The 17155-nt window shown below is 69.1% G+C and carries 19 protein-coding genes; 1 reads left to right on the top strand and 18 read right to left on the bottom strand.

The features are described 5' to 3' along the window. Positions 1-11 precede the first annotated feature (11 nt). The 11 genes from fabG to rfaE1 form a co-directional block, all read right to left on the bottom strand. Positions 12-746 carry a 3-oxoacyl-[acyl-carrier-protein] reductase gene (gene fabG / locus IFSED24_RS04705; RefSeq protein WP_491334066.1) on the bottom strand — a complete coding sequence of 245 codons (735 nt, stop codon included), beginning with the start codon at positions 744-746 and terminating at the stop codon, positions 12-14. Continuing rightward, positions 736-1737, bottom strand: coding sequence for an ACP S-malonyltransferase (gene fabD / locus IFSED24_RS04700; RefSeq protein ID WP_491334065.1), 1002 nt, complete (start codon positions 1735-1737; stop codon positions 736-738). The genes fabG and fabD overlap by 11 nt, the downstream gene beginning before the upstream one ends. 4 nt (positions 1738-1741) lie before the next feature. Then, entirely contained in the window at positions 1742-2758 is a 1017-nt protein-coding gene (plsX, locus tag IFSED24_RS04695; protein WP_491334064.1) for a phosphate acyltransferase PlsX, read from the bottom strand. 44 nt (positions 2759-2802) lie between these two features. Continuing rightward, complete coding sequence (rpmF, locus tag IFSED24_RS04690; RefSeq protein WP_491334063.1) at positions 2803-2982, bottom strand: 50S ribosomal protein L32; 180 nt, start codon at positions 2980-2982, stop codon at positions 2803-2805. 88 nt (positions 2983-3070) lie between these two features. Continuing rightward, positions 3071-3553 (bottom strand): YceD family protein, encoded by a 483-nt coding sequence (locus tag IFSED24_RS04685; protein WP_491334062.1) that lies wholly within the window; start codon positions 3551-3553, stop codon positions 3071-3073. Positions 3554-3628: 75 nt separating this feature from the next. After that, complete coding sequence (locus IFSED24_RS04680) at positions 3629-4036, bottom strand: nucleoside-diphosphate kinase (RefSeq protein WP_491334061.1); 408 nt, start codon at positions 4034-4036, stop codon at positions 3629-3631. Between the two features lies 1 nt (position 4037). Beyond that, positions 4038-4922, bottom strand: coding sequence for a succinate--CoA ligase subunit alpha (sucD, locus tag IFSED24_RS04675; RefSeq protein ID WP_491334060.1), 885 nt, complete (start codon positions 4920-4922; stop codon positions 4038-4040). 12 nt (positions 4923-4934) lie between these two features. Then, a complete protein-coding gene (sucC, locus tag IFSED24_RS04670) occupies positions 4935-6077 on the bottom strand; it encodes an ADP-forming succinate--CoA ligase subunit beta (RefSeq protein ID WP_491334059.1) in 1143 nt (380 codons plus the stop codon). A 142-nt stretch (positions 6078-6219) separates the two neighbouring features. Then, positions 6220-7539, bottom strand: a complete 1320-nt coding sequence (locus tag IFSED24_RS04665) for a cyclic 2,3-diphosphoglycerate synthase (protein WP_491334058.1) — start codon at positions 7537-7539, stop codon at positions 6220-6222. A gap of 56 nt (positions 7540-7595) precedes the next feature. Continuing rightward, entirely contained in the window at positions 7596-8087 is a 492-nt protein-coding gene (locus IFSED24_RS04660) for an adenylyltransferase/cytidyltransferase family protein (protein WP_491334057.1), read from the bottom strand. Between the two features lies 1 nt (position 8088). Beyond that, positions 8089-9069 (bottom strand): D-glycero-beta-D-manno-heptose-7-phosphate kinase, encoded by a 981-nt coding sequence (gene rfaE1, locus IFSED24_RS04655; protein ID WP_491334056.1) that lies wholly within the window; start codon positions 9067-9069, stop codon positions 8089-8091. A gap of 134 nt (positions 9070-9203) precedes the next feature. Here rfaE1 and IFSED24_RS04650 point away from each other — a divergent pair, with 134 nt between their 5' ends. Then, positions 9204-9509 carry a DUF3467 domain-containing protein gene (locus tag IFSED24_RS04650; protein WP_491334055.1) on the top strand — a complete coding sequence of 102 codons (306 nt, stop codon included), beginning with the start codon at positions 9204-9206 and terminating at the stop codon, positions 9507-9509. Between the two features lie 10 nt (positions 9510-9519). Here the strand turns inward: IFSED24_RS04650 and IFSED24_RS04645 are convergent, their stop codons facing one another. Genes IFSED24_RS04645 through IFSED24_RS04615 form a run of 7 tightly spaced genes read right to left on the bottom strand, consistent with a single transcriptional unit; the run spans position 9520 to position 17108 of the window. After that, on the bottom strand, positions 9520-10737 hold the full coding sequence (locus IFSED24_RS04645; protein ID WP_491334054.1) for an ABC transporter permease: 1218 nt from the start codon (positions 10735-10737) through the stop codon (positions 9520-9522). Next, entirely contained in the window at positions 10734-12065 is a 1332-nt protein-coding gene (locus IFSED24_RS04640; protein WP_491334053.1) for an ABC transporter permease, read from the bottom strand. The genes IFSED24_RS04645 and IFSED24_RS04640 overlap by 4 nt, the downstream gene beginning before the upstream one ends. Positions 12066-12068: 3 nt before the next feature. Then, positions 12069-13001 (bottom strand): ABC transporter ATP-binding protein, encoded by a 933-nt coding sequence (locus IFSED24_RS04635; protein ID WP_491334052.1) that lies wholly within the window; start codon positions 12999-13001, stop codon positions 12069-12071. Beyond that, positions 12998-13909 (bottom strand): lysophospholipid acyltransferase family protein, encoded by a 912-nt coding sequence (locus IFSED24_RS04630; RefSeq protein ID WP_491334051.1) that lies wholly within the window; start codon positions 13907-13909, stop codon positions 12998-13000. Before IFSED24_RS04630 ends, IFSED24_RS04635 begins: the two co-directional genes overlap by 4 nt. A gap of 37 nt (positions 13910-13946) precedes the next feature. After that, positions 13947-14834: a DNA-processing protein DprA gene (gene dprA / locus IFSED24_RS04625; RefSeq protein WP_491334050.1), complete on the bottom strand. Its 888-nt coding sequence runs from the start codon at positions 14832-14834 to the stop codon at positions 13947-13949. Between the two features lie 36 nt (positions 14835-14870). Beyond that, the gene (obgE, locus tag IFSED24_RS04620) at positions 14871-15923 is read right to left on the bottom strand and encodes a GTPase ObgE (protein ID WP_491334049.1); all 1053 of its coding nucleotides are present in this window, start codon (positions 15921-15923) and stop codon (positions 14871-14873) included. Next, positions 15924-17108, bottom strand: a complete 1185-nt coding sequence (locus IFSED24_RS04615; protein WP_491334048.1) for a pyridoxal phosphate-dependent aminotransferase — start codon at positions 17106-17108, stop codon at positions 15924-15926. Positions 17109-17155: the final 47 nt, after the last annotated feature.

Genomic DNA, 17155 nt, shown 5'->3' with positions numbered 1-17155 from the left:
CGTCGCGTTCGCTACATGACCATGCCGCCGTCGACCACCAGAGTCTGGCCGGTGATCCAAGCGGCGTCTGGAGACAAGAGGAACCGCACGGCGCCCGACAGGTCTTCGACCTGGCCGAAACGCTTGAGCGGAATCCGCTGCAGCATGTCCGCTTTGACCTTGTCGCCAAGATCAGCGGTCATGTCGGTTTCGATGAAACCAGGAGCGATGGCGTTGCACGTCACGCCCCGGCCACCGAGTTCTCGGGCCACCGACTTCGTCATGGCCACGATGCCCGCCTTGGCGGCGGCATAATTGGCCTGTCCGGCATTGCCGGTCAGACCGATCACAGAGCTGATATTCACGATCCGCCCCGAGCGCTGCCGCATCATAATCGGGGCTACCGAGCGTGTAAAGTAGAACGTCCCGGTCAAATTGACATCCAGAACCGCTTGCCAATCGGCCGGCGACATGCGCACCACCAGGCCGTCACGGGTGATCCCGGCGTTGTTGACCAGGCCATGGATCGTCTCGAAATCGCCCTGGATGGCGGCCACGGCCGCCTGCACCTGATCCCAGTCCGCCACGTCGGCCGCATAGCAGCGGATCGCGGTCTCGCTGGCGAATTCCGCCCGGGCCTCCTCGAGCCTCTCCAGGCTGCGGCCGACCATGGCGATGGGATGCCCCGCGCTGGCGAGATCACGGGCCAGCGCCTTGCCGATGCCGCGATTGGCTCCCGTGACGATGACCACACCCTCAGTCGCCATTCTGGGCCTCCATGCTGCGGGGATTGTCGTCAGCGAGGATGCTCTCGAGCTGGCCGCGAATCTCCTCCAGGTCCGTCACGGTCCCCACCGGCAGGAACGTCACGCCGGGATAGGCCCGGCGCGCCAGGTTGGAAAGCACCTTGCCGGGGCCCACCTCCAGCACCACGCGGGGTGCCTCGGCCTGTCCGGCCACCATCCAGTGCATGGTGTCGTGCCAGAGCACCGGCGAGGTGAGCTGTCGCTTGAGGCCGGACCGCAGATCGCTGGCCCGGCTCACCGGTCGGCCCGAGACGTTCGCCACCAGGGGCACGGCGGGATCCTCGAACTCGGTCTCCTCGAGATCGGCCGCGAACGTGGCGGCGGCTTCGGCCAGGAGAGGCGAGTGGAAGGCGCCGCTGACGTTCAGCGGCGTGACCCGGCGCGCACCGGCCGCCTTCAGTTCCTCGCAGGCCACCGGCACCGCGTCCACGGCGCCGGAGATGACCACCTGGGCCTCGGAGTTGTGATTGGCCAGCACCACCGACCCGTGTTCGCGGGACACCTCCGCACAGACCTCGCGTACCGCGTCGGCCGTCAGGCCCATGATGGCGGCCATGGTGCCCGGACGTTCCTCGCCCGCGGTGAACATCAGCTCGCCGCGCCGACGCACCAGGGTGAGCGCCTGCTCGGGGGTGAGGCTGCCCACCACCGCCGCGGCGGAAAATTCGCCCAGGCTGTGGCCAGCCACGGCCGAGGGCGCGATGCCCAGTTCACCCAGGGCCATGGCCACGGCCACACTGTGGGCCAGAATGGCAGGCTGGGCATGGCGGGTCTCGGTGAGCGTCTCCAGCGGGCCTTCGTACATGAGGCTGGTCAGGCCGTCGCCAAGGGTCGCGTCGACGCGCCCGAGGAATTCGGCGGCCGTGCCGCCCGCTGCCGCCAGATCCTTGGCCATGCCGACGGCCTGGGACGCCTGTCCTGGAAAGATCATGGGGACATGGATGGTGTTCACGCGGTCAACCTTCCTCTCCGGCCGCGGTGGCCAGAGCGTGCTCGATCAGGGCCGGCAAGCCGACCCGGACCTGGCGCGCCGCCACCTTGACGGCGTGGGTGAAGGCCAGCGCCGTGCTGCGGCCGTGGCAGATGATGGACACGCCGTCGATCCCCAGCAACGGGGCGCCACCGTAGAGCTCGTAGTTGAAGCGGCGGCCGATCACGCCGGCCAGGAGCTTGAGCCCCCCCAGTTCCTCGGCGCTCAGCTTGCCGCTGCCGCCCAGGGCCTTCAGGAACTGGGCCAGTCCTTCGCACATCTTGAGGGCGATGTTGCCGGTGAATCCGTCGGTCACCAGCACGTCGCAAGCCCCGACCAGGATCTCGTTGCCCTCCACATTGCCCTGAAAAGCCAGGCCGGAAGCGGCGAGCTGGGCATGGGCCGCCACCGCGAGTTCGTTGCCCTTGCCGGGTTCGCCGCCGATGTTGAGCAGGCCGATGGAGGGCGTGTCCACGTTCTGCATGGCGCGGCAGTAGGCATCCCCCATGCGGGCGAAACTCACCAGCAGTTCGGGCGTGCCCTGGGTGTTGGCGCCGGCATCCACCAGCAGGGTTTCGCCCCGCACGGTGGGGATGAAGGTGGCGATGGCGGGACGGTCTGCGGTGTGCAGCCGGCCCAGGACGAGCAGGCTCGCCGCCACCATGGCCCCGGTGGAACCTGCGGAGACCACCGCGTCGACACGCCCCTCGCGCTGGTCCTTCATGGCCTTGACGATGGGCGAATCGGGCTTGCCGCGCACCGCTGCTGCCGGCGATTCGCCCATGGCGATGTCCTGGCTGCAGGGCACGATCTCGACCGCGAGGTCCCCGAGGTCGGCCTCGCTCAGGACTCGGGATACCACCGCGGGATCACCATAGAGCAGCAGTTCGCAGTCCTCGCCGCCCTGCAGCGCCTGGAGCGCGCCGGGAATGGCCGCCGCCGGGCCGATGTCCCCGCCCATGGCGTCGACCGCAATCCGTGGTCGGCTGGATTCGCTGGCCATGCGTCGATCCTCCGCTTCGGGCTCGTGCGCTGACGCATTCGAAGTCAGGACTCGACCACCACGACTTCACGCTCACCGTAGTAGCCACATTCGCGGCAGACCCGATGGGGCAGCCGCGCCGCACCGCAATGCGGGCACTTGCTGGGGTCGGGTGTACGCAGGCTCCAGTTCGCCCGGCGCTTGTCGCGACGCTGGCGGCTGTTCTTCTTCTTGGGGACGGCCATCTCGTTGCTCTCCTTGGGCTCGTTAACCGGCCGGCGCGTGGCCGACCATCCTGGCTCGCAAACGCGCCGTCAAGCGCGGAGTTCCCGCTCAGCCGGGCAAGCCGTCCCAGCGGGGATCGACATCATCATCGGTGCAGTCGCAGTCGCCCTCGTTGAGGTCGGCACCGCACTGTACGCAGAGACCGCGGCAATCCTCGCGACAGACCCTCGCCTGGGGTACCGCCAGCACCACCGCCTCACGAATCGGTTCGCGCAGGTCGACCACGCCGTCGCGCTGGTGCACCACCGGCGTGTCGCTGTCCGCGTCTTCGTGACCCGTGTCACGCAGGACCACCAACTCCACGGGGACCGCGAATTCCAGCGTGTAGTCTTGCAGGCAGCGGCCGCAGGCCACGAGCCCCTGCGCCACCAGCTTGCCCCGCAAGATACACCGTCCCTCCAGGTTGTCCACCCTGAGGGAACCGGCGACCTGCACCGCGGCGGGACCGGCGGTCCCGAAGTCCAGGTCGAACCGCCCCGCCACATCCAGATCGCTCTGACCGGTGGGGGTCCTGTCGAGGTCCAGTCTCATGAGCCGGCAACTCTAAGTCCCTGTCCTGGTCCTGTCAAGGCGGCCACGGGGCCCGTGACCGCCCGGATAACCGTCTCAGGAACCGAAGATGAGTTTCAGTTCCCGCGCGGCGTCCCCGGCATTGGCCGAGGCGTGCACGGCGTTGTGCGAGAGCTCGGCGCCGTAAAGGAACCGGATGGTGCCGGCGGTCGCTTCGGCGGGGTTGGTCGCGCCGATGAGCTCCCGCAACCGTGCCACCGCCTCCTCGCGTTCGAGCCGCAGGCAGACCACCGGCCCGCTGGTGATGTAGTCCACCAGTTCCGGATAGAACGGTTTGCCCCGGTGTTCGCCGTAGAATTCCTCCACCAGCGGCCGATCGAGCTGCCGGATGGCCATGTCGAGGATCCGGAATCCGGAGGCGTTCACCTGGGCCAGGATCGCTCCGACCTTCTGCTCCGCAGCGGCCAGGATCTCGGGCTTGATCATGAAATAGGTCTGCTGCACGCTAGCCTCCGAGCTCGCGCTGCCGCTCTTGCAGGAGCGGCACGATGTCTGCGGCGCGCTCGGCGACCGGAATACCGGCCGCCTCGAGCGCCTTGGTCTTGTCGGCAGCGGTGCCGCTGCCGCCGGTGACGATGGCGCCGGCATGCCCCATCCGCTTGCCCGGAGGCGCGGTCCGACCGGCGATGAAGGCCACCACCGGCATGTCCACGTGCTCCTGGATGTAGGCGGCCGCGGTTTCTTCGGCGTCACCGCCGATCTCGCCGATGAGCACGAGGGCGTCGGTGTCCTCGTCGGCCGCGAAGGCCTGCACCGCGTCCATGAAGGTGGTGCCGATGACCGGGTCGCCGCCGATACCCAGGCACGTACTCTGGCCGAGGCCCGCACTGGTGAGCTGCCACACCACCTCGTAGGTGAGGGTGCCGCTGCGCGAGACCACGCCCACCTTGCCGGGCTTGACGATGCTGGCAGGCATGATGCCCAGCTTGGCGATGCCCGGCGCCAGCAGTCCGGGACAGTTGGGTCCGATCAGGCGCACGCCGCGCTCCTGCAGGTAGGGCATGGCCGCCACCATGTCCAGGGTGGGCACGCCCTCGGTGATGCAGACCACGAGTTCGACGCCGGCATCGGCCGCCTCGTAGACCGCGCCGGCGGCGAACGCCGGCGGCACGAAGATGACCGATGTGTTGGCCCCGGTCTCGGCCACGGCGTCGGCCACCGTGTCGAAGACCGGCACCGTGCCGGCGAAGCGCTGGCCGCCCTTGCCAGGGGTCACGCCGGCCACCAGCGGGGTGCCGTAGTCGAGCATGCCCTGCGAATGGAAGCTGCCGTCCCGGCCGGTGATGCCCTGGACCAGCACCTTGGTGTCCTTGTTCACGAAGATCGCCACGTCCGTCCTCCCTTACGCCGCGGAGCCCGCGAGTTCGATGGCCTTCTGCACGGCCTCGTCCATGGTGGCGGCCGGGACCAGGTCGGTCTCCGCCAGCAGGGCGCGGGCCTCCTCCTCGTTGGTGCCGGTCAGGCGCACCACGATGGGGACGTCGATCTTGATCTGCTCGGCGGCCTGGATGATGCCCCGGGCCACGTCGTCGCAGCGGGTGATGCCGCCGAAGATGTTGAAGAGGATCGCCTTCACCTCGGGATCGGCGAGGATGATGCTCAGCGCGTTGACCACCTTCTCGGGGTTGGAGCTGCCGCCGATGTCGAGGAAGTTGGCCGGCTGGCCGCCGTAGTGCTTGACCAGATCCATGGTGGCCATGGCCAGGCCGGCGCCGTTGACCAGGCAGCCCACGTTGCCCTGCAGCTTGACGAAGCTGAGGTCAGCCTCGCGCGCCTTGCGCTCGGAGGGGTCCTCGGCGAGGCGGTCGCGCAACTCCTCGTAGTCGGGATGCCGGAAGAGCGCGTTGTCGTCGAGGTTGACCTTGGCGTCGATGGCCAGCCCCTCGCCCGCCTTGGTGAAGATGAAGGGGTTGATCTCGGCGAGGCTGGAATCCGCCGCCACGAACGCGGTGTAGAGCTTCTGCAGCGCGCTGCCGATCTGCCGCGCCTTCTTCAACTCGCCGGGGCAGAGCTTGAGGCCGATACCCAGCGCCTGGTGCGCCAGCAGGCCGTAGCGCGGGTCGATGTCGAAATGGACGATGGCCTCGGGATTGTCCACCGCCACCTGCTCGATCTCGACCCCACCCTCGGCGCTGGCCATGACGTGGACCCGCCCGCTGCGCCGGTCGACCAGCATGCCCAGGTAATACTCCTCGGCGATGTCGACCGCGGGGGTGATCAGCACCTTGCGGACCTTGTGGCCCTTGATGTCCATGCCGAGGATGTTGCCGGCATTGGTGCGCACGTCGTCGAGGGAGGCGCAGAATTTCACGCCGCCAGCCTTGCCCCGGCCTCCGGTCAGGACCTGGGCCTTGACCATGACCGGCAGCCCCAGTTCCTTGGCGAGCGCCTCGGCCCGGTCCACCGAATCGGCGACCTGGCCCGGCGGCACCGGCAGCCCGTGCTGCCTGAGCACGTCGCGCCCCTGGTATTCGTGAATATTCACCGCGTCCTCACCTCCGGTTGCTCGTCCACCGTCATGAAATAAGGTCCGGCCCCGTGGCAGGGCCGGACCCAGTTTAGCTGAAAACAGGAGTTCTGCCAGGAGATTGCCGGGACCAGGAAACCCGGTCCCGGCCCCTGGCCACTCAGCCCAGGAACTTGGCCAGAACCTGCTTCAGGTTGGGCGTTCCGATCTCCTGCAGTTCGTAACCCACGCGCACGGTGGGCTTGTCGATCTTGACGATCCGGTTCAGGTCGATGGGTGTGCCGATGACCACGGCGTCGCAATCCACGGCGTTGATGGTCTTCTCCAGGTCGGCCTTCTGCTCGTCGCCGTACCCCATGGCCGGCAGCAGCGTGCCGATCTCGGGATAGAGCTCGAAGGTCTCGGCCAGCTTGCCCACGGCCCAGGGACGCGGGTCGACGAGCTCGGCGGCGCCCATGCGCATGGCGGCCACCACGCCCGCCCCGTAGGCCATCTCGCCGTGGGTCAGGGTCGGCCCGTCCTCCACGACCAGCACGCGCAGGCCCTCCAGGCTCTTCAGCTCGCCCTCGAGGGTCAGCGGGCTGGCGGCCTCGATGATCACGGCGTCGGGGTTGATGTCCCGGATGTTGTCGCGGACGGTCTGGATGTCCTCGAACTCGGCCTCGACGACCTTGTTGATGACCACCACGTCGGCGATGCGCACGTTGGTCTCGCCCGGGAAGTACTCCTTCTCGTGGCCGGGACGGTGCGGATCGGCGACCACGATGTGCAGGTCGCTCTTGTAGAACGTGGTGTCGTTGTTGCCGCCGTCCCAGAGGATGATGTCGGCTTCCTTCTCGGCCTCACGCAGGATGGCCTCGTAGTCGACGCCCGCGTAGATCACGCCGCCGGCGGCGATGTGGGGCTCGTACTCCTCCATCTCCTCGATGGTGCAATCGTGCTTCTCGAGGTCGGCGAGCTCGGCGAAGCGCTGGACCTTCTGCTTCACCAGATCGCCGTAAGGCATGGGGTGGCGGATGGCGACGACCTTCTTGCCGGCCTCGCGCAGGATGCGGCAGATGGCGCGGCTGGTCTGGCTCTTGCCGCAGCCGGTGCGGACGGCGCCCACCGAGATCACCGGCTTGGTGCTCTCGATCTGGGTGTCGCGCTCGCCCATCATGACGAAGTCGGCGCCCGCGGCGTTGACGCGGCTGCCCAGGCTCATGACCTGCTGGTAGGAGCGGTCGCTGTAGGCCATGATGCACATGTCGGCACCAGTCTCGGCGATCAGCTCCTCGATGCGGCCCTCGTCCTCGATGGGGATGCCGGCTGGATAGAGGTCGCCGGCCAGCTCGGCGGGGTACTTGCGCCCATCGATATCGGGAATCTGGGTGGCCGTGAAGGCCACGACCTCGTAGTCCTCGTTTCCACGGAAGCGGCAGTTGAAGTTGTGGAAGTCGCGGCCGGCGGCCCCGAGAATGATGACCTTTTTCCTGCTCATCGCTTCTCCTTACAAGAAACAGAAGTGTGAGTTCTCACCGCCTTGACGGGAGCGCGTCAACCGTCGGTGTGTTTGATGGCGGCGATGATGGAAGAGGTCGACCAACCAGCCCGCATGGGCACCCGGACCACATCGCCGCCCCAGGACCGCACGTCCTCGGCGCCGACGATGTCTGATTCCTCGTACTCGGACCCCTTGACAAGCACGTCCGGCCGCACCAGGAGGATGACCTCCCGCGGTGTTGGCGCGTCAAATATGGTGGTCGCGGTGACCGGTCGCAAGGCGGCGATGAGCGCCGCGCGATGCACTTCGGGGACCAGCGGCCGGCCGGCCCCCTTCAGCGCGCGCACGCTGCCATCGCTGTTGACCGCGACCAGGAGCGAATCGGCGTGGCGCGCGGCCTCGGCCAGGCTCCAGAGATGCCCGGTGTGCACCAGATCGAAGCAGCCGTTGCTGAAGGCGATGGTGCGGCCGGCGGCACGCTCGGCCTCGCCCCAGGCCGCCAGCTCGTCCGCCGCCAGCACCCGTCCCAGATCCACCTCGCGCACGTCAGTCCTCCAGGATATGGGCCGCCGCGGCCAGCTGGCTGCGGGTCACCGCCGCGGTGCCAACCTCGCGCACGGCCACGCCGGCGGCGTGGTTGGCCAGGCCGGCGGCCTCGCGGAAGGAGGCCCCGGCGCAGAGCGCCGCGGTGTAGACCGCGATGACGGTGTCGCCGGCGCCGGTCACGTCGTAGACCTCGGTGGCCTCGGTGGGCAGATGATGCTCGCTGCCGTCGCGGTGGAAGAGGCTCATGCCGTGCTCGCCGCGGGTGATCAGGACACACTCGCAGTCGGTCCGCTCGCGCAGGATCGTGCCGGCGCGGGTGAGGCTCGCCGCATCGGTGATGGGCAGGGCGCAGGCGGCCTCGGCCTCCTTCTGGTTCGGGGTCAGCGAGGTCACGCCGCGGTACTGCGCGTAATCGCCCTTCTTGGGGTCGACCACCACCACGCCGCCGTCCTGCCGCCCGTAGCCGATGACCGCCTCGAGCATGGCATCGGTGAGCAGGCCCTTGCCGTAGTCGCTCAGGACGATGCCGTCGAACGGGCCGAGGTCGTGCAACCGGGCCTGGACCAGGGACGCCTGGGCCTCCTCCAGCGGCCGGTCGTCCTCCATGTCGGCGCGCACCACCTGCTGATTCTGGGCGATGATGCGGGTCTTGACCGTGGTGGGCCGTTCGGCCAGCGAGACCAGGCCGTCCTGGGGCAAGGCCATGCCCTCGAGTAGACCGCGCAGCGAGAAGGCCGTGGCGTCATCGCCGCAGACCCCCACCAGGTGCACGCCGACTCCCAGCGCATGCAGGTTGGCCGCCACGTTGGCCGCGCCGCCGAGCTTGAGGGTCTCGCGCTCGAGCCGCACCACCGGCACCGGCGCCTCGGGGCTGATCCGGTCGCAATGGCCCCAGAGGAAGCGGTCGACCATGATGTCGCCCACCACCGCCAGCCGGAGCCGCGGCAGGGCGGCGAGGATCTCCTTGAACTTCTCGGTCATGGCGTGTTTGCTTTCCCCTATCAGGAGTCACCGTTCTCTGCAGATCCGGGCCGCGGGACGCTAGCACCCGACGACGGACCTGTCAAACCCGCGCCCCGCGAGGCGGTTCCCCCGCCCGCGACCGGAGGTTTCCCATGGCGCAGCCGCCGCAGAAGCAGATCTCCATCGACCTGTCACCAGAGGCCGCCGACGGGGTCTACGCCAACCTGACCATCGTCGCCAGCAATCCCAGCGAATTCGTCCTCGACTTCGCCCGGCTGCTGCCCGGCACGCCCAAAGCCAAGGTCCATGCCCGGATCATCCTGACCCCGGCCGCGGCCAAGGGGCTGCACCGCACGCTGGGCCAGAACCTCGAGCGCTTCGAGGAGCAGCACGGCGAGATCAGGCTGCACCCGGGCGCCGCGGCCGACAGCAGTCAGATCGGCTTCCAGCCCGGCTAACCCGGCGCGATCAGGGCTCGACCGTGCGCCGGAAGCTGTAGACCGCCAGACCGAGCAGGATCACCAGCCACAGCAGCAGCCCGCCCAGCATGGGCAGCGATTGCTGCACCCCCCACCCACGGCCGATCATGTCGTGGAAGACGGTGATGGCCTGACCGGTGGGCAGGGCGCGGCCGAACGCTTGCATGAACGGCGGCACCACTTCCAGCGGCCACCACAGCCCGCCGAGCGCCGGCATGCCCAGGCCGAAAACCATGCCCAGGCCGTCGGCCTGGCCGCCCGAGCGCGACAGCGTGCCCAGGAGCAAGCCGGCGGCCGAGCTGACCGCCACGAAGAGCAGCACCACCAGGGCGAGGCAGACCGGGCTCGGACCGTAGTCGATGCCGAAGAGCAGGGTGTTGAAGCTCAGGAGCGCGGCGGCCTGCAGGACGCCCACCACCATGCCCGTCAGGAAGAAACCGGCCACCAGGTCGGCGGTACTCGGATGGGCCAGCCGCAGGCGGTCGAGGGTGCGCTGCTGGCGCTCCTGCACCAGATCCTTCGCGCTCATGAGCAGGAACATGAGGATGAACATGAGGGTGTACGAGGGGCCCGAGTGCTGCCGGGCGTCGGTGAGCATCAGCAGGTCCGCTTCCCGGCTGCGGCCCAGCGATGCGGACGCCAGCCGGATCCGGGGCGCTGCCAGGAGGCTGTCGTAGAACGCCTCGTGGAAGATCGGGGCCTTGCCCGGTTCCTGGGCTGCCGGATCCACCAGCGCCAGGGCGGCCTGACGCACCGCGGCGCCGGCGTGGGCGGCCTCCACGGCGCGCCGGATGGCCTGGCTGCTGGTGCGGTCGCTGTCGTGGTAGAAGTCCAGGACGGGATCACGCCCCGCCGCCAGGCTGTCCGCATAGCCTGCCGGTACGCTCAGCACCCCGGAGACGTAGCGCTTCTCCAGGAGCAGCTGGGCGCGGGCCACGGTGGTGGTGGTGTCGCGGAGATCCAGCGCGAAATCGGGATGATCGCGGAGCGGTTCGAGGATCTCGTCGAGAGCGGCACCGCCCTCGGCCACCCCGTAGACCCGCAGGCTGGGCTTGCTGCCGGGTTGGCCGGACCAGTTGCCCATGAGGATCCCCATCAGGAAGCTGAACACGAGCGGCATGACCACCAGCCAGATGAGGTTGGCCCGTTCGGCGGCGATGCGCTTGAGGCGCATGATCACGATGGCGCGCACGAAGGTGGGGTTCATGCCGCCACCCCCTGCCGCTGCCGCAAGCTGAAGATCGCCGTGGACACCAGCAGGCCCAACGCGGCGATCACCACCAGGACGCTCACTTCCGGGATCACGGCGACCAGCCCCTTGCCGTGGGCGATGACATCGCTGAAGCCCTTGTTGGCCCAGTAGTTGAATGTCGCCCGGCCGAACAGGACCAGGCCCGTGGGCATGAGGTCCACCGGAAAGAAGTTGCCCCCGAGCATGCCGCAGATCAGGGTGAAGACCGTGGTGATGGCGTCCATCACCTTCTCGGTGCTCGCGATCAGGCTGATCACCAGGTAGACGCTGGCCGCGGCGCCGCTGGCGGCCACCGCCACCAGGGCCAGGGCGACCGGCGCATCGAAGACCCGGACGCCGAAGAGCAGGCCGCCGGCCAGGAGCAGCACCACGAGCTGGGCCGACGACATGATCATGGCCGTCAGCCACTTGCCCAGAACCACCGCCACCACGCTGGTGGGGCCGCACAGAAGCCGCGCCAGGGTCTTGCTCGCGCGCTCGCGGTGCAGGTCGCGCACCACGGCTGCGGTGCCGAACATCATGAAGAAGACCGCGAAGCTGGGCAGGTAGTAATCGTAGAGACTGCGACTGGTCCGCGCATCGCCGCTGGCGGACTCCCAGTCCTGCCGGTCGTGCAACGCGAGCGGCATGGCGGGCTCGCGCATGGCCTCGGCGAAGACCGCGCTCCGCTCGAGGTGGTCGAGCAACTCGCGGCGGACCGTACCGTCATCGGCGCGCAGCACCTGGATCATGCGCACCGGATCGCCGGAGAAGAGATCGGTGAGTGGGCCGTCGTCTGCGGCCAGGACGCTGGGGTCGTCCTCGGGCCACAGCGCCCGGTAGGCCGCTTCGCTGGCCTGGAACTGGCTCAGCAAGCCGGTGAGGATGCTCTCGACCACACCGGCCCCCACCTGGCTGTTGGGATCCTTCCAGAGCTCGAGCACCACGTCCTCGCCGCCGAAGAAGCGGTCGACCAGGCGATCGGGCAGCAGGAGCGCGGCGCGCACGTCGCCGCGCCGCACCAGGTCCTTGGCGGTGGTGCTGTCGGTCCAGGTGACGGTGAACAGCTCTGTCCGGCGCAGGGCCTCGGCGAACCGATCCTGCAGGCCGGCATCGAGGTCGCCGCCGGAAAGGGCGAGCGGGATCGCGCTGATGCCCGAGCGTCCGAACACACCGCCACCGAAACTGACGCCCATGATGAACGTCAGCACCAGGGGGACGGCCAGGTAGATCAGCAACCCCTTGACGTCCTTGACCTGACGCAGGAGGTCCTTCCAGACCAGGGCTTTCAGACCACGCGTCATGGGCTACTCCCTCAGGGCACGGCCGGTGAGATTGAGGTAGAGGGTCTCGAGGTTGGGCCGCTCCACCTCGAGGTGCGCCAGGGCGAGCGAGCGCGACGTGTGCCAGTCCTGGATGGCGGGCAGGACCGCGGCGCCATCCTTGGTTCGCAGGGTGACCAGCTGTCGTTCGTAGCGCATCTCGTGCACTGCAGGCCAGCCCTGGGCGGCGGACTCGAAGGCCTCCCATGCGTTCTGGTCGAGCCGGAAGCGCACGGTGTCCTCGTCGCCGATCTGGCGGATGAGGTCCTCCTTGTCGCCCAGCGCCACGAGCTTGCCGCGGTCGATGACTCCGATGCGGTGGCAGAGCTGCTCAGCCTCCTCGAGATAATGCGTGGTGTAGAGCACGGTCAGCCCGTCGACGTTGAGGCGCCGGATGAGCTCGAGGATGTTGCTGCGTGCCTGGGCGTCGATGCCCACGGTGGGCTCGTCGAGGAAGAGCACCTCGGGTCCGTGCATCAGGCCGCAGGCCAGGTTCAGACGCCGCTTCATGCCGCCCGAGAACGAGGCCACCCGCTGCCGGGCGTGCGCCGCCAGGTCCACCACCTCGAGCATCTCCTCGGTGCGGCGGACCAGCTGCTTGCCCGACAGGCCGTAGAGCTTGCCCCAGAAGAGCAGGTTGTCGGTGGCATTGAGATCCTCGTAGACGGCGATCTCTTGCGGCACGACCCCGATGCGTCGCCGGACACCGCCTGGGTCGCGATCCACGTCGCAACCGGCGACCACGGCGCGGCCATCGGTGGCCGGCAGCAGCGTGCTGAGCACGGAGATGGTGGTGGTCTTGCCGGCACCGTTCGGCCCGAGCAGGCCGAAGAGCTCGCCGCGTTCGATGGTGAAGCTCACCCGATCGACCGCGGTGTGCGAACCGTATTTCTTGACCAGATCATGGACTTCGATCACGGCTTCTCCTCCGGAGGGCGGGTCTTCCAGCGGCGGTGGACCCAGAAGTAATGGTCCGGGTGCCTACGCACCATGGCCTCCAGTCGTTGCGTATGGATCCGGGTGATCTCGTTGATGGCGGTCTCCTCGTCCCAGTCCGGGTCGAGCCGCAGGGGCGGGCTCACCTCGAGCCGATGCCGGCCGTCGGGCAGGCGCACGCCGAAGCCGGTGAGCACCGGACAGCGCAGTCGCCAGGCGAGGCTGGCGGTGCCGCGGAACACGCTGGCCGGCCGGCCCAGGAAGTCGACGAACAGGCCGGCGTCGCCGGCGTCCTGGTCGCCCAAGAGGCCGATGAGCCCGCCGGCGCGCAGGGCCCGGACCATGGCCTTGATCGATGGACCGGCCCGGATGACGCCCACGCCGGCGCGGGCGCGTAGGTCGTTCTGGAGGCGGTCGACCCGTTCGTTGGACTGGGTCTTGGCCAGGAAGTTCACGTCGAAGCCCATGGCAGCCAGACGGGCGCCGATGAGCTCCCAGTTCCCGAAGTGGCCCGACACCAGGAGCGCGCCCTCGCCGGCGTCGCGCACCTCCTGCAGGTAGTGCTCGTCGGTCAGCTCCACGAGGTCGCAGACCTGCTCGGGCTTCAGGCGCCAGTACCCGCAGAACTCGAGCAGCGTGGTGCCGAGCTGGGCATAGGATTCCCGTCCGAGACGCTGCAGCGCGGCCTCGTCCAGCTCATGGCCGAACGCTGCGCGCAGATTGTCCAGGACCACGGCCTTGCGGAAGGGGATCACCGTCCAGCAGAACAGTCCCAGCGCGCGCCCCAGCTTCTGGAGCCAGCGCATGGGCAGCGGACTGGCCAGCAGGAAGACCAGCCGCAGCAGGAGATAGTCGCGCCAGTCGCGCATGGTGCGTCGCAGTGAGGCCAAGGAGGCTCCCGGGGCTGGGTCGAGCGGCGGCGGACGATCAGGACCGCCAGATTCTAGGGGCCAGACGGCCTCCCGACAAGCGGCGGATCAAACCGGCCAGCTCCAGCGCGAGCAGACCCTCGGCCCACATGGCGGTCGTGCCGGGCCAGCGAGCCATCAGCTCCTCGGCGTCGGTCCCCTCCAGGTCGAGGCGATCGAGGATCCAGCGCGCGGCGCTGCCGGACACCGGTAGAGGCGGCCCACAGACCGCGGCCGACGTCCCCGCCGGCGGCGCCAGCACCGGATCCACGTCGCCGCACCCGGTGCAAACCAGCGCTCCCTCGCGCAGGAGTTCGTGGCATCCCACACTCTGGGGGGCATCCACCGGGCCCGGCACGGCCCAGACGGGCCGGCCCAGATCGCTGGCCTGGCGGGCGGAGAGCAGGGCCCCGCTGCGCCGCGGCGCCTCGATCACGATCACCCCGGCGGCCAGGGCCGCGATGAGGCGGTTGCGGCGCGGAAAGCACCAGCGGCCGCCGCCGCCGAGCCCGGGCGCGATCTCGGTGACGCAGCAGCCGGACACCTCGAGCCGTGCGCGCAGGCTCCGGTGTTCGCCCGGATAGGTGCGCTCGGGTCCCGTCCCCATCACCGCCACCGTCCGGCCACCCGCATCGAGGGCCGCGCGATGCGCCTCGGCGTCGATGCCCTGGGCCAGGCCGCTGACGATGACCCAGCCGCGGCCTGCCAGCTCGCTGGCCAGCCGCCGCGCCACGGCCAGGCCGCGCGCCGTGCAGCGACGGGTCCCCACCAGCGCCAGGGCCGGGAAGGCCAGGGCGGCGGGATCTCCGGTGACGTAGACCATATCGGGTTCGTCGCGCAGGTCGTGCCAGCCCGCGGGCCAGTGCGGGGCACCGCGCAGCAGCCGACGCCAGGATCGTCCATCCATCGTGACATCGATTCCGGGAGGAGACGAAAGCGGCGGTCAGTCCAGGGGCGACCAGGGTCGGGCCGGTTCCTCGGGGTCGGCACGCCCCGCGTCGCGCAGTTCGCCGAGGATGCGCCGCAGTTCGGGCACCCCCTCCCCGCTGACCGCGGAAATGAGCAGGGTCTCTGTTCCTCCCTGCTCCCGACACCACCGGGCAGCGATCTCCTGCACCGTCTGGCGCTGTGCGTCGGTCAGCAGGTCCACCTTGGTCATGATCACCGCGAAGGGCAGCGCGGCCAGGCGCTCGGTGAAGCTGGCCAGTTCCTCGCGCAGCATGTCCAGAGCCACCGCGGGTTCGGGATCGCTGGCATCGGCCATCAGGAGCAGGGCGCCCGTGCGCTCGATGTGCCGCAGAAACTCGTGGCCCAGGCCCTTGCCCTCGCTGGCGCCCTCGATCAGACCGGGGATGTCGGCCAGGGTGCAGCTGGTATAGGAACCCAGATCGACGATGCCCAGGTTGGGCGAGAGCGTGGTGAAGGGATAGTCGGCTACCTTGGGTCGGGCGGCCGTGAGCACCGAAAGCAGGGTGCTCTTGCCGGCATTGGGCGCCCCCACGAGACCGACATCGGCGATCAGACGCAGTTCGAGTCGGATCTCCAGTGCCTGCCCCGGCTTACCCGGCTTGGCCTTCATGGGGGTCTGGTTGCGCGCGGTGCGGAATTCCCAGTTGCCCTTGCCCCCGGTCCCGCCCTCGGCGATGAGCAGACGCTGGCCGGGCACAACCAGGTCGCCGAGCAGGATATCGTCGTCGGTGCGGAACACGCTGGTGCCGCAGGGCACGGGGATCACCAGGTCGGAGCCGCCCGCGCCGGTCTTCTTGCGGCCCCCGCCGGGCTTGCCGTCCTCGGCCGCGTACTCGCGCCGGTAGCGGAAGTCCAGCAGGGTGCCCATGCCGTCGTCGGCCACGAGCCAGACGCTGCCGCCGCGCCCACCGTTGCCCCCGTCGGGGCCGCCGTGCGGCACGAACTTCTCGCGGCGGGTGGACACGCAGCCGTCGCCGCCCTTGCCGGCCTGGACCCGTATGGTGGCAACGTCGAGGAACACTTGCACCTACCCCGTGAACTCTCGGAGACCGACCTTGAGACGCTCGATGGCCTCGCTCATCTCCTGCTCGCTGCGACAGAAGCTGAGCCGCAGGCAGCCCGGCGCCCCGAAGGGCTGGCCGGGAATGGTGGCCAGCTTCTGGTTCTCGAGCAAGTGGCTGGCCAGACGCCAGCACCCGTCCTGCCGCCGCTCGGGGTCGATGACCTCGCGGCAATCGAGCATGAGATAGAAGGCGCCGTCGGGAACGTCGAAACGCACCCCGGGCACGTCGCGAAGCCCGGCCACCAGCACATCGCGGCGTCGGAGGAACGCCTGGCGCATGGTCTCGACCTGCGGCCGGCAGTCGAAGGCCGCCAGCGCCGCCTTCTGGGAGATGGTGCAGACATTGCTCGTGGAGTGGCTCTGCAACCGGGTCATGGCGTCGATGGTCTCCTTGGGCGCCAGCCCGAAGCCGACGCGCCAGCCGGTCATGGCGTAGCTCTTGGAGAGCCCGGTGATCCGCACGATGCGGTGCATCAGGTCGGGCGCCACCTGGACCATCGAGAGATGCCCCTCCTCGGTGTAGACCAGGTCCTCGTAGATCTCGTCGGTGAGGATGAAGAAGCTGCAGCGGCGACAGTACTCGGCGAGATCCTCGAGTTCCTGCCGGGAATAGACCGCGCCCGTGGGGTTGGACGGGCTGTTGAGGATGAGCGCGCGCGCGCGTTCGGCGCCCGCCCGTTCGAGGTCGGCCGGCGTCACCTTCCACCCCGCTTCGGGATGGACCTCGATGACCTGGCCGCGCAGCGCCGCCACCTGCGCCGGGTAGGTCACCCAGTAGGGCACCGGCACCGCCACCTGGTCGCCCTCGTTGAGCAGGATCGACAGCACGTTGTAGAGTACCTGCTTGGCGCCGTTGGAGACGATGACCTCCTGGGGCGAGATGTCGAGCCCGTCCTTGGCGCTGTAGAAATCGGCCACCCGCTTGCGCAACTCGGGGATGCCCGCGCTGGCGGTGTATCCGATCCGGCCATCGCCGAGGGCAGTCCGTGCCGCCTCGAGCACCGGCTCGGGGGTGGGGAAATCCGGCTCCCCGGCCGTGAGGTTGATCACCGGTTCGCCCGCCTGGATCAGCGCCTTCGCCTGGCTGCTGAGCTTGAGCGTCGGGGAGTCGCCGAGAACCTCCGCCAGCCATCCCAGTCGCAATTGCATCGCCGCCCACTCCTCTTGCTGGTTGGATCCTGTTCCACCCACATCCG

This window comes from Candidatus Latescibacter sp. IFSED24 (assembly GCF_058273205.1).
Note: the sequence above shows the minus strand (reverse complement) of the source record. Positions and strands in the feature narration are given on the sequence as shown.

Excerpts from the sequence above, each read along its gene's own strand:
- rpmF (WP_491334063.1), bottom strand. The coding sequence starts at position 2,982 with ATGGCCGTCCCCAAGAAGAAGAACAGCCGCCAGCGTCGCGACAAGCGC.
- dprA (WP_491334050.1), bottom strand. The coding sequence starts at position 14,834 with ATGGATGGACGATCCTGGCGTCGGCTGCTGCGCGGTGCCCCGCACTGG.
- IFSED24_RS04685 (WP_491334062.1), bottom strand. The coding sequence starts at position 3,553 with ATGAGACTGGACCTCGACAGGACCCCCACCGGTCAGAGCGATCTGGAT.
- IFSED24_RS04615 (WP_491334048.1), bottom strand. The coding sequence starts at position 17,108 with ATGCAATTGCGACTGGGATGGCTGGCGGAGGTTCTCGGCGACTCCCCG.
- IFSED24_RS04665 (WP_491334058.1), bottom strand. The coding sequence starts at position 7,539 with ATGAGCAGGAAAAAGGTCATCATTCTCGGGGCCGCCGGCCGCGACTTC.
- plsX (WP_491334064.1), bottom strand. The coding sequence starts at position 2,758 with ATGGCCAGCGAATCCAGCCGACCACGGATTGCGGTCGACGCCATGGGC.
- rfaE1 (WP_491334056.1), bottom strand. The coding sequence starts at position 9,069 with ATGACCGAGAAGTTCAAGGAGATCCTCGCCGCCCTGCCGCGGCTCCGG.
- IFSED24_RS04640 (WP_491334053.1), bottom strand. The coding sequence starts at position 12,065 with ATGACGCGTGGTCTGAAAGCCCTGGTCTGGAAGGACCTCCTGCGTCAG.
- fabG (WP_491334066.1), bottom strand. The coding sequence starts at position 746 with ATGGCGACTGAGGGTGTGGTCATCGTCACGGGAGCCAATCGCGGCATC.
- IFSED24_RS04650 (WP_491334055.1), top strand. The coding sequence starts at position 9,204 with ATGGCGCAGCCGCCGCAGAAGCAGATCTCCATCGACCTGTCACCAGAG.
- IFSED24_RS04645 (WP_491334054.1), bottom strand. The coding sequence starts at position 10,737 with ATGAACCCCACCTTCGTGCGCGCCATCGTGATCATGCGCCTCAAGCGC.